The sequence below is a fragment of the Brevibacterium sp. 'Marine' genome (assembly GCF_012844365.1).
In the GTDB taxonomy this organism is placed as follows: Bacteria; Actinomycetota; Actinomycetes; order Actinomycetales; family Brevibacteriaceae; genus Brevibacterium.
Map to the genome: position 1 here is coordinate 186,841 of NZ_CP051626.1, position 12,348 is coordinate 199,188.

13 protein-coding genes and 2 pseudogenes are annotated in these 12,348 nt (G+C 63.0%); 4 read left to right on the forward strand and 11 right to left on the reverse strand.

Annotation, left to right across the window (positions count from 1 at the left end):
• The first annotated feature begins 135 nt into the window (after nucleotides 1–135).
• On the forward strand, nucleotides 136–492 hold the full coding sequence (locus HF684_RS00835; protein WP_169250916.1) for a VOC family protein: 357 nt from the start codon (nucleotides 136–138) through the stop codon (nucleotides 490–492).
• Here the strand turns inward: HF684_RS00835 and HF684_RS00840 are convergent.
• Both HF684_RS00840 and HF684_RS00845 read right to left on the reverse strand, forming a co-directional pair.
• Nucleotides 473–1,684, reverse strand: a complete 1,212-nt coding sequence (locus tag HF684_RS00840) for an epoxide hydrolase (protein WP_169250917.1) — start codon at nucleotides 1,682–1,684, stop codon at nucleotides 473–475. The two genes, HF684_RS00835 and HF684_RS00840, sit on opposite strands and share 20 nt — an antisense overlap.
• Before the next feature lie 55 nt (nucleotides 1,685–1,739).
• Complete coding sequence (locus HF684_RS00845; protein ID WP_169250918.1) at nucleotides 1,740–2,522, reverse strand: NAD(P)H-dependent oxidoreductase; 783 nt, start codon at nucleotides 2,520–2,522, stop codon at nucleotides 1,740–1,742.
• Between the two features lie 67 nt (nucleotides 2,523–2,589).
• Between HF684_RS00845 and HF684_RS00850 the strand changes: the two genes are divergently transcribed.
• On the forward strand, nucleotides 2,590–2,925 hold the full coding sequence (locus HF684_RS00850; protein WP_211168034.1) for a helix-turn-helix domain-containing protein: 336 nt from the start codon (nucleotides 2,590–2,592) through the stop codon (nucleotides 2,923–2,925).
• 49 nt (nucleotides 2,926–2,974) lie between these two features.
• On the opposite strand, the gene HF684_RS00855 is transcribed toward HF684_RS00850, so the two are convergent.
• The 4 genes from HF684_RS00855 to HF684_RS00870 all read right to left on the reverse strand — a co-directional run bounded on the left by HF684_RS00855 (nucleotide 2,975) and on the right by HF684_RS00870 (nucleotide 5,777).
• The gene (locus HF684_RS00855; RefSeq protein WP_169250919.1) at nucleotides 2,975–3,532 is read right to left on the reverse strand and encodes a dihydrofolate reductase family protein; all 558 of its coding nucleotides are present in this window, start codon (nucleotides 3,530–3,532) and stop codon (nucleotides 2,975–2,977) included.
• A gap of 128 nt (nucleotides 3,533–3,660) precedes the next feature.
• Complete coding sequence (locus HF684_RS00860) at nucleotides 3,661–4,209, reverse strand: cyclophilin-like fold protein (protein WP_248279059.1); 549 nt, start codon at nucleotides 4,207–4,209, stop codon at nucleotides 3,661–3,663.
• Nucleotides 4,210–4,354: 145 nt separating this feature from the next.
• The gene (locus HF684_RS00865) at nucleotides 4,355–5,191 is read right to left on the reverse strand and encodes an SDR family NAD(P)-dependent oxidoreductase (RefSeq protein WP_348981413.1); all 837 of its coding nucleotides are present in this window, start codon (nucleotides 5,189–5,191) and stop codon (nucleotides 4,355–4,357) included.
• Complete coding sequence (locus HF684_RS00870) at nucleotides 5,106–5,777, reverse strand: SDR family NAD(P)-dependent oxidoreductase (RefSeq protein WP_169250920.1); 672 nt, start codon at nucleotides 5,775–5,777, stop codon at nucleotides 5,106–5,108. Before HF684_RS00870 ends, HF684_RS00865 begins: the two co-directional genes overlap by 86 nt.
• A 215-nt stretch (nucleotides 5,778–5,992) precedes the next feature.
• On the opposite strand from HF684_RS00870, the gene HF684_RS00875 reads away from it, so the two are divergent.
• A complete protein-coding gene (locus HF684_RS00875; RefSeq protein ID WP_169250921.1) occupies nucleotides 5,993–7,234 on the forward strand; it encodes an MFS transporter in 1,242 nt (413 codons plus the stop codon).
• A gap of 82 nt (nucleotides 7,235–7,316) precedes the next feature.
• On the opposite strand, the gene HF684_RS00880 is transcribed toward HF684_RS00875, so the two are convergent.
• The 3 genes and pseudogenes from HF684_RS00880 to HF684_RS18680 all read right to left on the reverse strand — a co-directional run.
• Complete coding sequence (locus HF684_RS00880) at nucleotides 7,317–7,670, reverse strand: cyclophilin-like fold protein (protein WP_169250922.1); 354 nt, start codon at nucleotides 7,668–7,670, stop codon at nucleotides 7,317–7,319.
• Nucleotides 7,667–7,727 (reverse strand): annotated as a pseudogene (locus HF684_RS18975) (hypothetical protein); the annotation flags it as partial. The pseudogene HF684_RS18975 and the gene HF684_RS00880, both read right to left, overlap by 4 nt.
• A gap of 130 nt (nucleotides 7,728–7,857) precedes the next feature.
• Nucleotides 7,858–7,947 (reverse strand): annotated as a pseudogene (locus HF684_RS18680) (transcriptional regulator); the annotation flags it as partial.
• Between the two features lie 216 nt (nucleotides 7,948–8,163).
• On the opposite strand from HF684_RS18680, the gene HF684_RS00890 reads away from it, so the two are divergent.
• Nucleotides 8,164–9,363 (forward strand): M20 family metallopeptidase, encoded by a 1,200-nt coding sequence (locus tag HF684_RS00890; RefSeq protein ID WP_169250923.1) that lies wholly within the window; start codon nucleotides 8,164–8,166, stop codon nucleotides 9,361–9,363.
• Between the two features lie 129 nt (nucleotides 9,364–9,492).
• Here HF684_RS00890 and HF684_RS00895 read toward each other — a convergent pair whose 3' ends face one another.
• Entirely contained in the window at nucleotides 9,493–11,097 is a 1,605-nt protein-coding gene (locus HF684_RS00895) for a BCCT family transporter (RefSeq protein WP_248279060.1), read from the reverse strand.
• 162 nt (nucleotides 11,098–11,259) lie between these two features.
• Nucleotides 11,260–12,219: a flavin reductase gene (locus HF684_RS00900; RefSeq protein WP_169250924.1), complete on the reverse strand. Its 960-nt coding sequence runs from the start codon at nucleotides 12,217–12,219 to the stop codon at nucleotides 11,260–11,262.
• Between the last annotated feature and the right edge of the window lie 129 nt (nucleotides 12,220–12,348).

Below are 12,348 nucleotides of genomic sequence, written 5' to 3' on the forward strand. Positions count from 1 at the left end.
GCGACTCCCCGAAGAATGTGTGGAGTATGTGCGTCACTTGGCAAGGGATATTGCGGTAGGTGGATTCGGGTACACTGCGGCTACCGCAATTGCACGGAGGGTGGCCCGTGCCATCCGCAGCGAAGGGAGTCGGCCATGGAATCGACGTTTCGCGGGGTGTTCCTCACCTGCACCGACGCCGAGGCGACCGCCGCCTTCTATCGGGAGATCGCGGGGCTGCCGCTGACGACCGCAGGCGATGAGGAGTACGCGTACTTCGTCGTCGAAGCCGGGGGAGTGCAGCTGGCTCTGCATTCGGCCGAGGCCTTCGCCGACTATGCGTTCCCGCCGGTGGCCGAGTCGAATCTCACGCACCTGTACTTTCGGATCCCGGATCAGGCGGAGTTCCTGACGCGGATCAGACACGCGGGCACTCCGCTTGTGGCCGTCGACGATGTCGTCGTCACGGTCGAGGACCCCGACGGCCGGAAGGTCATGTTCGGCACCGCGTGAGGATTGCTGTCAGCCCGGCCCTGAGGTCGGTGACGAAGTCATCCGGTGCTTCGAGGGATGGGAAATGGCCCCCTTTCCGGGCCGCCTGCCAGCGGACGATGCGCCGGTAGCGTTCCTGCGACAGCACTCGAGGATACTTCTCGATGTCGCACGGGTACATCGTGATCGCCGTGGGAACGTCGACGCGCAGATCGGGATCGAGAGAGTCGTGGCTTTCGAAATAGATCCGCGCCGAGGAGGCACCGGTGCGCGTCAGCCAATAGAGCGAGACGTTGTCGAGCAGGCGGTCGCGGTCGATCGTCTCGAACGGACTGTCGCGAGTATCCGTCCATTCGGCGAACTTGTCGAGGATCCACGCCAACTGACCGACGGGCGAGTCGACGAGGGAATAGCCGATGGTCTGCGGCCGCGTGGCCTGCTGGTGCGCATAGGCGGCACGATGAGTCCAGAAGTCCTCAGCGTCGAGAGCCCATGCGCGCTCACCTGCTGTCAGCTCGTTGAGTGATGCGCCGGGGATGCCGGGGGCGTAGGTGGTGTGGATGCCGATGAGGTGGTCGGGGAAACGCCCGCCGAGGATCGTGGTGATCACCCCTCCCCAGTCGCCGCCGAAGGCCGCGAAGCGATCGTAGCCGAGTCTGCGCATGAGCGTCACCCACGCCTCGGCGATTCGTTCCGTCGACCAGCCGGTGGTGCGCGGTCGGTCGCTGAAGCCGAAACCGGGAAGCGAGGGCACGACACAGTGGAACACCGGTGCGTCAGGGCTGGTCGGCTCAGCCAATTCGTCGACGATGTCGACGTATTCGGCGATGCTTCCCGGCCAGCCGTGAGTGAGGATCAACGGGGTTGCGTCCGCGCGTGGAGAGGGTCGGTGGAGGTAGTGGATTCCCAGGCCGTCGATGACGGTGCGGAACTGGCCGATCTCGTTGAGCCGAGTCTCGAAGTTTCGCCACGAATAGTCGGTTCGCCAATAGTCCACGAGGTCGACGAGATCGGTGAGCGGAACGCACTGATCCCAACGCCGGGGATGGGGGGACGGGCGGAAGACGGTCTCGGTTTCCGGGAGGCGGGCGGAGACCAGTCTGGCGCGGAGATCCTCGATTTCGGACTCCGCGATGTGTGCGTCGAATCGCTGTACGGAGTTCGGCGAAGGAGCATCGCCGGTCGGGTCAGTGGTGCGGGTGGGCTCGGGCATCAGGGTTCCTCCCCGTGATCGGTCAGAGTTGTGGGGTGAGTGTGGGCGTGCTCGGTCAGTTGGCGGTGTGAATGCGCACTCCGTGCTCGCTGGGGCAGAGGTGGGGTGCGAGTTCCCAGTCGGGCGTGTAGTCGCCGGTGAACTGCGGGCGAAACGGGATGGTCGGTGCAGTGAAGAGCTCGTCGAGGCGGTCGGTGAAACAGGTGCGGAGCGGCGTGATGTCGCCGATATGGTCAGCACTGGGAACGGCGAACGGTTCGAGGACGCTCATGCCCGTGTAGGCGAACGTCCCGTGGAGGAGGCCGAAGAGAAGCTCGTTGAGCTCACCGGACTTGCCGCGCGGACCGATGGCCAGTGGGCGGTCGCCGAGGGTGGTGATGACGAGGGCTCGCTTGCCGGTGAAGGGGCCCTGCTCGAAGCGGAGCCGTCGCCCCGTGGCCTCGTCGGTGCCGAAGGCGAATCCGCTGACGAAGACGCGATCGAACCAGCCCTTGAGGATCGCCGGCATGCCGTACCACCACAGGGGGAACTGAACGACGAGTGCGTCGGCCCGGCGCAGCTTCTCCTGCTCACGGACGATCGTGTCAGGTTGGGTGCCGGCGAGGTGCGCGGCGCGGGTGGCGGCGCTGATGCGGAACCGCTCCGATGAGTGGGTGCCGGCATCGTGCGGGCGCACCACGGGGTCCCAATTCATTGCGTAGAGGTCGGATTCGAGGACGGTGTGGCCGAGCGTGCGCAGATGCGCGATTCCGATCGTGCGCAGGCTGCCGTTGAGAGAACGAGGTTCGGGATGGGCACTCAGCCAGAGGACGGTGGACTCGGTGGCGTTGTTTTGCATGCCTCCATCGTGGATGTCTAGAGTACAAGCGTCTAGTACGGACATTTCTGTCCCTATGGAGGTGCATATGCGTCTGCCGGTCCGACGTGCGATGGAGGTGTGCCCGGTCGAGGTTGCGGTCTCGGCGGTCGGCGGCACCTGGAAGCTCACTGTCATCAAGCATCTGCTCGAGGGGACCCGTCGGTTCAATGAGCTCGGCCGGCTGATGCCGCTGGCGAACACCAAGACGCTCACCAGGCAGCTGCGCGAACTCGAAGAGGATGGCTTAGTGCTGCGCACCGTCTATCCGGAAGTGCCGCCGCGGGTCGAATATTCACTGACCGAACTGGGACGCAGCCTCGAGCCGATCGTGCTGGCGATGAATGAGTGGGGCAAGGAATTCGAACGCATTCACGCGGGCTGACGGTCGCCGGATCCGGTGATTGCCGGTCTGCCTCTGAGTGGGGCGTGCCTCAGGTGCTCGGCTCGTAGGCCGAGTAGGTGATGCCGCTCGGGAAGGCCTTCGAGTCGATGAGTTTGAGGCGGGGCGGTCTGGCCGAGTGCGCTCCATCGTGGAAGTATCCGCGTCCGCGACCCTGCCACACCGGGTAGGTGAACATCCGATACTCATCGACGAGACCCTTCGCGATGAGTTCGTGGGCCAGCGTGATGCTGCCGGTGACGATGACGTCACGTCCTGGTGCTTCCCGCAGATCGGTGACCGCGCGCATGGGGTCGGAGCTGATGATCTGCGTGTTCTGCCATCCCGGTTCGGTCAGCGTCGAGGACACGACGCGTTTGTCGACCTGATTGAGGTGGTCGGCAACCCCGGTGGTGTCGTCGGTGGCGTGAGGCCAATAGCCGCGGAAGTCCTCGAAGGTCTGCCGACCGAGCAGCAGCACGTCCTCGTTCGCGGACTGTCGCATGAGTTCGGCCGAGAGCTCCTCGTCCTGGGCTTGTGGGTCGAACCAGTCGTCGAGCATCTCGACACGACCGTCGAGAGTGATGTTCTGAGTGATGATGATGCGCACGGTCGGTCTCCTCGTTGAGTGACGTGGGTAGTCAACATTACTTGCCCGTGTCGACCGGCAACAAGGGTGCGAAGGCGGCACTCAGAGGGCGAGTGCGATTGAAGTATCGCGAGGTGAGCTTTATAGTCTCATTCGATGATCTCGACGGTTGTTGACTGTCCTTCGAATCGCGAGAGCTCTTCATCGCTCGCTTTGAAGGTACCCAAATGCAGGGTGTCGTCGGAGTATCCGATCCCGTCGGTGTTGTAGTAGAAGCCGATGTTGCCCCAAGGGACGAAGAAGATGAGGTCGCCGTCCTCGGGATCCGAACCCGGGCTTCCCTCGTAGTCGAGTTCGCGGGGAAGATCGGCAATTTTCTCCCGCCCGTTGAACTCTTCCAGTTCCAGCGTCATCGGCAGCATAGCGACGAAGTCGCGCGTCGCAGGACTGTCCTGGCCGATCGTGACGTCGACCGAAGCGCTCCCGGCGGTGAACCGAACGACGGTACCCTCGACGGCCTGCACTGATGATCCGGCATCGCCGGTCTCTCCGGCGCTGTGACTCGTCGACGTCGACGGCGTAACTGTGGCCCCGCCTTCTTCAGGCCCGTCCGTGCAACCGGCAAGCAGCCCGGTCGCAATAAGTATCGAGATCGTCGAGAGAAGCGTTCTACGCGACGTATTGGATGTCCACTTCACGAGCGCGGTCATTGGGCGGTGTGGCCGGCGTCGACGGGCAGAGGCGCTCCGGTGACAAACGCGGTTCTGCCGGTGAAATCATAGGTCAGTTCAGCCATGGTGGTACTCCTTCGGTAATCTTGCGGTGCGCAGATTGTCACGCGAGTCAGATGTACGGCAGTTCGATGCGGGTGCGCTTGGCGAAAGCCGCCAGCAGCCGGTCCTGGAACGGTTCGTCGTCCACGGCCGGATGCGGCTGCTCGATCCGCTGGTGATGCCAGTAGCGCCCGGAGACAAGCGCGTCTGCCTCTTGAGAGGTCGCGAGCCAGGTCTGGGTGACATGAGCGAGGGACAGGTCGTCGCTTGCAGATGGGCCGCCCATCTTCGTGGGCACCCAGCCCGGATCGACCGCGTGCGCGAGCACATCGGGCCAGCGCCGCGCAACGGCAGCCATGAACGCCGTGACAGCTAACTTGCTGTCGGAGTACGAGAAACCGGCACCGGTATCGCCGAGGTGGGAGAGATCGGTACGACCTCCGCGGTGCATGCTGCTGGAGAGGTAGATCAAACGGGCGGTGGGGATTCGCGCAGTGAGCACGTATGGGGCGAATACGTTGACCGGCACCAGTTCCGGGCCGGCAAGGACCCCTGCGTTGTGGATGACAGCGTCGAATCTGCCGATTCGGTGCACCTGCTCCGCGAGGCCGAGCACCTGGGCGTGGTCGGCGAGGTTGCCGACCACACCGGTCGCTCCACGGGTGATGAGATCGTCCGCGGTGGAAAGCCGCTGCAGGTTGCGAGCGTGAACGACGACGTGGTGTCCGTCCTCCAGCAGTGCCGCAGCGGTGGCTCGTCCGACGCCGTCGGTCGAGCCAGTTATCAGGACGCGAGCGATAGGTGTCTCCTCTCTGCCGTGGTCAGGCGAAGGCGCTGGCGTCGCCGACGAACGATCGGAACGCGCCTCGGTCGCGGTGCAGAGAGAAGATGCGCTCGGCCAGCGCATCAGGCTCGTGATCGGGCTCGCCGCCCCCGATGCCGCGAGGGATGATCAGCTGCGCGACGTGGATGCCCTCCGGGGCGAGGGCGTCGTGGAGCATCTGCCCGTAGGCTGATTCTCCGGCGAAGGCGATCGAGGTGCCGGTCACGTTCCCGTTCGGGGTGACCGCGCTGGATCCATTGATGAACAGGACAGTGCCGCGGCCAAGCTCGCGCAGGCCCGGCAGGACGTGCTGCACGGCGGTGACCGGCCCGTACACGGACTGCTCGAGCGGACCGACGAGGTCCTCAGCTGTCGTGTCCAGCACCGGTTTCATGAATTCTTTCGCCGGGACCGGACTGTACTGGAGGACCTCGATCGGACCCAGGTCGGCGGCAGCCGAGTCGAGTGCGGCTCGCAGCGCCTGCGGGCCTCGGACGTTGGCCGCGTACCCCCGTGCCGTGATCCCCTCTTCGGACAGCTCGTCGGCGAGCCGATCGACGTTGTCCTGAGTTCGGGAGACAAGGGCGACGGAGAATCCCTCGCGACCGAATCGGCGGGCCGTGGCCCGTCCGAGTCCGGGTCCGGCTCCGATGATTGCGATTGTGGTCATGAGAGGGTCCTTCCGTCGACGGGTCTTCAGCCCGATGTTGTCCGCAGTTCAACGGTATGCAGTCGACATCTAGTTAGGGAGTCTCTCTCAGTACCCCCCTTGTCAGGGACTCCCTCACCCGTGGAAAAGGTGTTGATATGGATCGTGGCCCAACCGCATTCTGCGTTCCCTGGGTCTCAGCATCTGTCTTCGGTCCGAAAGATCCACACCCAGCTATGCCAGAAATATCAAGTCCGTCCGCAGCAGCCCGGCTGCCACTGCTGATCTACGTCCTCGCCGCAGGGGTGTTCCTCATGGGCACCACCGAGTTCATTGTCGCCGGCATCCTCCCTGAAATCGCCGTAAGCATCGGCGTTCCCGTCGCAGACACCGGACTGATGATCACCGTGTTCGCCATCGGGATGATCGTCGGTACCCCTCTGATGGCGATCGCGACGCTGAAGATGCAGCGTCGTCTTGCGCTCTCCGTCTCCCTGGTGGTTTTCGCGATCGGCCACGCCGTCGTCGCGCTGAGCGACGCCTTCCCGCTCATCCTCGGCATGCGGTTCGTCACTGCGCTGGCCACCGGCGCATTCTGGGCCGTCGCCGCCGTCGTCGCTGCTCAAACAGTCGGACCGCGGCAGAGCTCCCGCGCGCTCGGCATCGTGCTCGGCGGTGGAATGCTCGCTAACGTCGTCGGCGTTCCGCTCGGTGCATTCGCCGGCCAGGCCATCGGCTGGCGTGGACCTTTCTGGGCGTTGGCCGTCCTCGCGCTGATTGCCGTTGTGCCGATCCTCAAACAGGTGCCACTTGAGTCCGACCACGCTTCGACACCGTCGGTGCGGCGGGAGATCGCCGGACTGGCCGACGTACGGATCTGGCTCGTCCTTGGCAGCGCGGCTATTGTCTGCGGCTCCTCGCTGGCCGCCTACAGCTTCATCTCCCCGCTGCTCACCGTGAACACCGGCATGGTCGCCTCCGCAGTGCCGCTGGTGCTGCTCGCCTACGGGCTCGGCGCTCTGATCGGCTCCAACCTCGGCGGACGCCTCGGCACCCACCGACCCTACGGCGTACTGTTCACTGCTGCTGCGGCTACCTTTCTGGTGCTGGTGGGCCTGGCGCTGTTCTCCCACTCACCGATCACGACCGTGGCGCTGATCTTCCTGCTCGGCCTGTTCGGCATGTCGACCAACCCGATCCTCATCGGCAAGGCCGTCGGCTATGCCGACCAGGCACCAACCCTGGCCTCGGCGCTGGCCACCTCATCGTTCAACGTCGGCACCGCCGTCGGTTCCTGGATCGCCGGGTTCGCCTTCGAATCTGCGCTCGGTGCGACCGGACCGGTCGCCGTGGGGGCAGTCATCGCAGCCCTCTACTTCCTGCCGCTCAGCATCCTGGTCGTCAAGGACCGCCGCACCGAGCAGGAAGTCGGCACAGTCGCGCGGTTGAGAACCGAGCCCGCGTCGGTGGACGGCTGAGGGACACAGCCGGAACATAGGGACGCCCAGGCCGTCTCAGCGGGGGTCCGGGCGTCGTCTTATTCTGCCAAGCTGCGAGGGCTCACCCGGCCGCGGCGAACGCAATCCGGGTTCCGTCGGGCAGCGCACGGAGCTGTTCGACCGGCAGATCTATGCGGCCGATCCGTACCAGCCCGGGCCAGCGGCCGGGACTGGCGTAGTAGAGGACCAATGATGATTCCGGTGCGTAGCAGCCGATCTCGCCCGGTTTCGGTTCGTCGGAACGCGGCACTGCGGAAACGTCCAGGGGGCGCGGCAGCCGAGACAACGTCTCGTGGTCATGGAAGTCGTCGAAGTCCGCCTCCATTGGAAGCAGCTCGGCGATCTGGTCGGCGACCGGGTTGTCGTACAGCTCGTCGGAGACCTGGTCGTCGCCGATGTTCAGGGTGATCTTCATGATTCCGGGGGCTCCTTGAAACCGGAGCCGTGGTGGCGCACGTCGTGGGCACTCCAGAGCTGGCGGAAGTCCTCGCTGCGGGTGGAAAGCTCTCTGGTTGGCCGGGCATGTCATAAGCATCCTTGTAGAAAGCCCGGCCGAGTGCGTTGGCCGCGACCTCGGTGCGGCGCAGCTCGTGCACCCGTCAGTTCTTGCCCGCAGGCAGGCCGACATCTTTCGGGCTGACCTTCGCCCGTCGAGAGGTCAGGAATTCGCGCACTTCCGCCCTGTGGTCCATGTAGCCCACGACAGGCCGAGACAGCCCCGACGAGCGAGACCTCCGCAGTACCCCCTTGACGTCGAGCCCAGCCGCTGCCGGTCCGGGCAGAATTCCCGACGAAGCATTCTCGTTTCGCTACAGGGCCCTGCAATGAATGGGGAAATCTCACAAGGCGTAGATTGGAGACAGACGAGAACTCGTGGCACGCGGGTGACGGCGAGCAGAAGGAGCCCCATGACCAGCCCAGATTTCCGCACCGAAGCTCAGGGCCACCTCGGCGATCTCATTTCCCTGCGACGGAAGCTGCACGCGAATCCCGAACTCGGGTTCGACCTCCCCTTCACGCAGCGCACGGTGCTCGATGAGCTCGCCGGACTGGGGCTCGAGATCGCTACGGGCCGGTCGCTCACCTCGGTGGTGGCCGTCCTCAAGGGCGGCAAACCCGGGCCCGCGGTGCTGCTGCGCGGGGATATGGACGCGCTGCCGGTCGTCGAGGACACCGGCCTCGACTTCGCATCGACAAACGGGAACATGCATGCGTGCGGTCACGATCTGCACACGGCCGGCCTCGTCGGCGCCGCCCGCCTGCTCGCCGCTCACCGCGAGGAGATCCCCGGATCGATCATCTTCATGTTCCAGCCGGCTGAGGAGGTCGAGGGCGGGGCCGAGCCGATGATCGCCGAAGGCGTGCTCGAGGCCGCCGGAGTCCCGGTCGTCGCGGCCTATGGCATCCACGTCGAAGCCGATGTGCGGGGCCGCTTCACGACGAAGGGCGGGCCGCTCATGGCCGGGTTCGCCGATCTCACCCTGACCATCCACGGGGCCGGCGGACACAGCAGCCAACCGCAGGCGACCCGCGACCCCGTGCCGGCGCTCGCCGAGGTGGTGCTGGCCCTGAATACGATGACCGGCAGGTCATTCGACATCTTCGACCCCGTCGTCGTCTCGGTCACCCAGCTCGAAGCCGCGCAGGCCAGCAACGTCATCCCGGACTCGGCGAAGCTCACCGCCTCCATCCGGTTCCTCTCCGCCGAGTCTCTGGCACTGCTGCAGGAGCGGGTGACGGAGATCGGTGAGAACATCGCCCGGGCGCATCGCTGCACCGCCGAGGTCGACTTCCAGGTGGGATTCCCCGTGACCGTGAACAACCCGGACGAGTCGGCGATCGTGCTCGAGCAGTTGGGCTCGGTCTTCGGGGCCGAGCGGGTCGTCGAGATGGACAATCCCAGGATGGGGTCGGAGGACTTCTCCTTTGTGCTCCAGAAGGTGCCGGGCACATTCGTCTTCCTCGGTGCGACACCCGAAGGCATCGACCCGGACGCCGAGACGAACCATTCGCCCAGGGTGGTCTTCGACGACGGTCTGCTCGGCGATCAGGCCGCGGCGCTCGCCCACCTGGCGTTTGCGCGGCTGGAAGATGAGGAACGGGGCTGAAGGCCGGCTGTGGACGCAAAAATAGGTCGTAACCGGATACTTTCATGGCCTCCTGAGCATCCGGTTACGACCATTTCTCGATGTCGCGGGGCCATCGCGACGTTGTGACGCTAAGTCCCGGCCAGCAATTCAGAGCCCGAGGACTCGACGCTCTCGGGCGATCTCTTCAACTATCTGAGGGTCATTGCGTAGTTCTTTGATCAATGCAATTCCGAGAACGATGACGATGACTGTGAACGGCACTGCTGAAAGCATCGCTGCTTGTTGCAGCGCTTGAAGGCCGCCGAGCAGAAGCAGCACGATGGCGCAAGCCCCGGTGAGAATTCCCCAAGTAGCGACTACTGGTCGACGAGGCTCGAACGATCCTCGAGATGAGAGTGAACTTAGGACGAACGTATTCGAGTCGGCAGAGGAGACGAAGAACAAAATGACCATCAGAATTGTGAATATCGAAGACAACAGCGGAATCGGCAGCTGATCGAGAAGGCTGAAGAAAGCGGTATCCAGATTGTCCTGAGTCGCTTTTCCGATTGCAGCTCCGTCCATGTCGAGTTTGATCGCCGAGCCCCCCATGATGGTGAACCAAAGGAAAAATACCGCGCTCGGAACAAGGAGGACACCGGCAACGAACTGGCGGATTGTGCGGCCTTTTGAGATCTTGGCCAGGAAGATGCCGACGAAGGCGCTCCATGATAACCACCAAGCCATCATGAAGTATGTCCAGCCGAGCATCCACTCGCTGTCTTCAGCACTGGACGGGGTCATGAAACTGAGTTGCAGAAAATCACCCGCAAATGAACCGACCGACCGAACGAACAGATTGGACACGAAGCCGCTTGGACCAGCGATGAAGACAAACAGCCCTAGTACCGTTGCCATAGTTAATGTGATCTGAGAGATGTATTTGATTCCCCGGCTTACACCCGTCAGTGCTGACCCGGTGAAGAGCAGCGTCAGCACTGCGATCACAATGATCTGCAACACGACTGTGGAGTCGACGCCGAAAACAGCGTGGAGTCCTTCTCCGATTTGCGACGCGCCAAGTCCGAGTGATGTCGTTGTGCCGAACAGAGTTGCGATGATCGTGAGGATGTCGATGAAATTTCCCACCCAACCATCGACGAAACGACCGAGGACTGGGCGCAGCATAGTGGAGACAAGGGCTGGCCGGCCCTTGCGATGAGTCGAGTAGCCGATGGCCAGGCCGAATACACCGAAGATAGCCCAGGCTTGGAACCCCCAGTCAAGATAAGAGAACTGCATTGCTCGGATCGCTGCATTCATCGTTTCAGGCTCTGCCAAACTGTGAGGCGGAATCAGGAAGTGCGACATCGGCTCGGCGACGCCATAGCTGACGAGGCCGATTCCCATGACAGCCGCGAGGATCATGGCCAGCCACGAGGTCGTGCTGTATTCGGGCCGAGAGTCTTCAGAACCCAGCCGAATGCGACCGAACCGACTTGCCGCGAACCAGATGAGCATGATGATTGCTGCAAACGGAACGACCAAATAGATCCAACCGATTCCCGAAGAGACAGAGTTCATTGCAGAGGACATGGTGGCGCCGAGGGACTCAGGCGAAAATGCGGCCCACAGGACGAACGCAATCACAAACCCAACCGACCACAGGAAGACTCTTCCAATCGAACGAGTCGGGCGGCCGCCGTTGTTCTGTGCAGTGTCGCCCTTGAGGTGCGACGAATCGTCTGGTTGCATCTCTTGGTCTTCTAACATTGACATCATTGTCTCCAAATGTGGGTGGGCGCCCCTTGAGGCAGCAGACAGGGAACTGCGGGCAGAAATTCTTATTCGGCCGAAGGTGGGTATGTGGTCGAAATCGATGGAAATGACAGAGAACGAGGCTCTGCGAACAAGGATGCTCGACGAGCCAGCTGGTTAGAGGGCGGTGAGGTCTTCACTGTCGAAGAATCGACCCGCCTTGTAGATCATCGGTTCGTCCTCGGTTGCTTCGGCGCTGCGGACGCGGCCGATGAAGATTGTGTGAGTCAATGCCTGGAAGCGTTCCTTGATCTCGACTTCGATCGATGCGGCGGAGCCGTCGATGAGCGGAGAGCCGCCGACACCCTTGTGCCAGTCGAGTTCGGCGAACTTGTCCGCGCCTTTAGCAGCGAAGGTGCCGATGGTGTCTCGCTGATTCCGGCTCATGATGTTGATTCCCATATGGGTTGAGCGGAACAGTGCGGGGTAAGTCGATGAAGTCTTCTGCACGCAGACAAGCACGAGCGGTGGGTCGAGGGACACTGAGTTGTAGGAGTTGACCGCGAGGCCCCGTGGCTTACCGTCTTCATCAGTCGTGGTGACGACGGTGACACCGGTGACGAACTGACGGTTGAAGGCCTTGAGGGCATCGGCCGAGGGCTCTCCGGAGAGGTCATCGGTGACGACTTCGGGTTGAGCCTCGAATGCCGAGGACAGGGACTTCAGGCCCAGATCAGCCAGGAGCTCGTGGGCATCCCAGGTGACCTCTTCGCGAGCGATCCGGCCCGCTTCGAGGCGGATCAGATTAGAACCGTGTGTCGTCACCGGCTGCCCTGTGGGCGGAACGTCGTTGAGCGGCTGCGTGAACGTGCCCTTCGAGTGCCAGTAGATCGCGCCCTGGTCGCCTTCGATGAGAATGTGGTCGATCGTCGTCGTGAGGTCGGGGAAGGCGGAGCGGATCTCGTTGATCTCGGCTTTGGTCTCTTCGGCGGTCATGGTCCGACCAGAGTTGGCTGACACTCGCTGGTAGTCGTCGGTGAAGAGCGAAGCGAGCGCTTCGGTGCGCCCATTGTCCCAGGCCTCGTGCCATACTGCGCGGATTTCTGTCTTGAGCTGTTCAATCGTGATCTGTTGCATGCTAGATAGCGTAGGTAGACTGTGATGCATTCGTCAATAGGCCGAGAAAAACTCGTAAAACACGCAATCTAAGTGAGTTGTTGACATGCTTCGATGCATGCAAGTAAATTTCTTGTATGCAACAAACTC

Excerpts from the sequence above, each read along its gene's own strand:
- HF684_RS00835 (WP_169250916.1), top strand. The coding sequence starts at position 136 with ATGGAATCGACGTTTCGCGGGGTGTTCCTCACCTGCACCGACGCCGAG.
- HF684_RS00840 (WP_169250917.1), bottom strand. The coding sequence starts at position 1,684 with ATGCCCGAGCCCACCCGCACCACTGACCCGACCGGCGATGCTCCTTCG.
- HF684_RS00845 (WP_169250918.1), bottom strand. The coding sequence starts at position 2,522 with ATGCAAAACAACGCCACCGAGTCCACCGTCCTCTGGCTGAGTGCCCAT.
- HF684_RS00850 (WP_211168034.1), top strand. The coding sequence starts at position 2,590 with ATGCGTCTGCCGGTCCGACGTGCGATGGAGGTGTGCCCGGTCGAGGTT.
- HF684_RS00865 (WP_348981413.1), bottom strand. The coding sequence starts at position 5,191 with ATGCGCTGGCCGAGCGCATCTTCTCTCTGCACCGCGACCGAGGCGCGT.
- HF684_RS00870 (WP_169250920.1), bottom strand. The coding sequence starts at position 5,777 with ATGACCACAATCGCAATCATCGGAGCCGGACCCGGACTCGGACGGGCC.
- HF684_RS00875 (WP_169250921.1), top strand. The coding sequence starts at position 5,993 with ATGCCAGAAATATCAAGTCCGTCCGCAGCAGCCCGGCTGCCACTGCTG.
- HF684_RS00880 (WP_169250922.1), bottom strand. The coding sequence starts at position 7,670 with ATGAAGATCACCCTGAACATCGGCGACGACCAGGTCTCCGACGAGCTG.
- HF684_RS00890 (WP_169250923.1), top strand. The coding sequence starts at position 8,164 with ATGACCAGCCCAGATTTCCGCACCGAAGCTCAGGGCCACCTCGGCGAT.
- HF684_RS00895 (WP_248279060.1), bottom strand. The coding sequence starts at position 11,097 with ATGTTAGAAGACCAAGAGATGCAACCAGACGATTCGTCGCACCTCAAG.
- HF684_RS00900 (WP_169250924.1), bottom strand. The coding sequence starts at position 12,219 with ATGCAACAGATCACGATTGAACAGCTCAAGACAGAAATCCGCGCAGTA.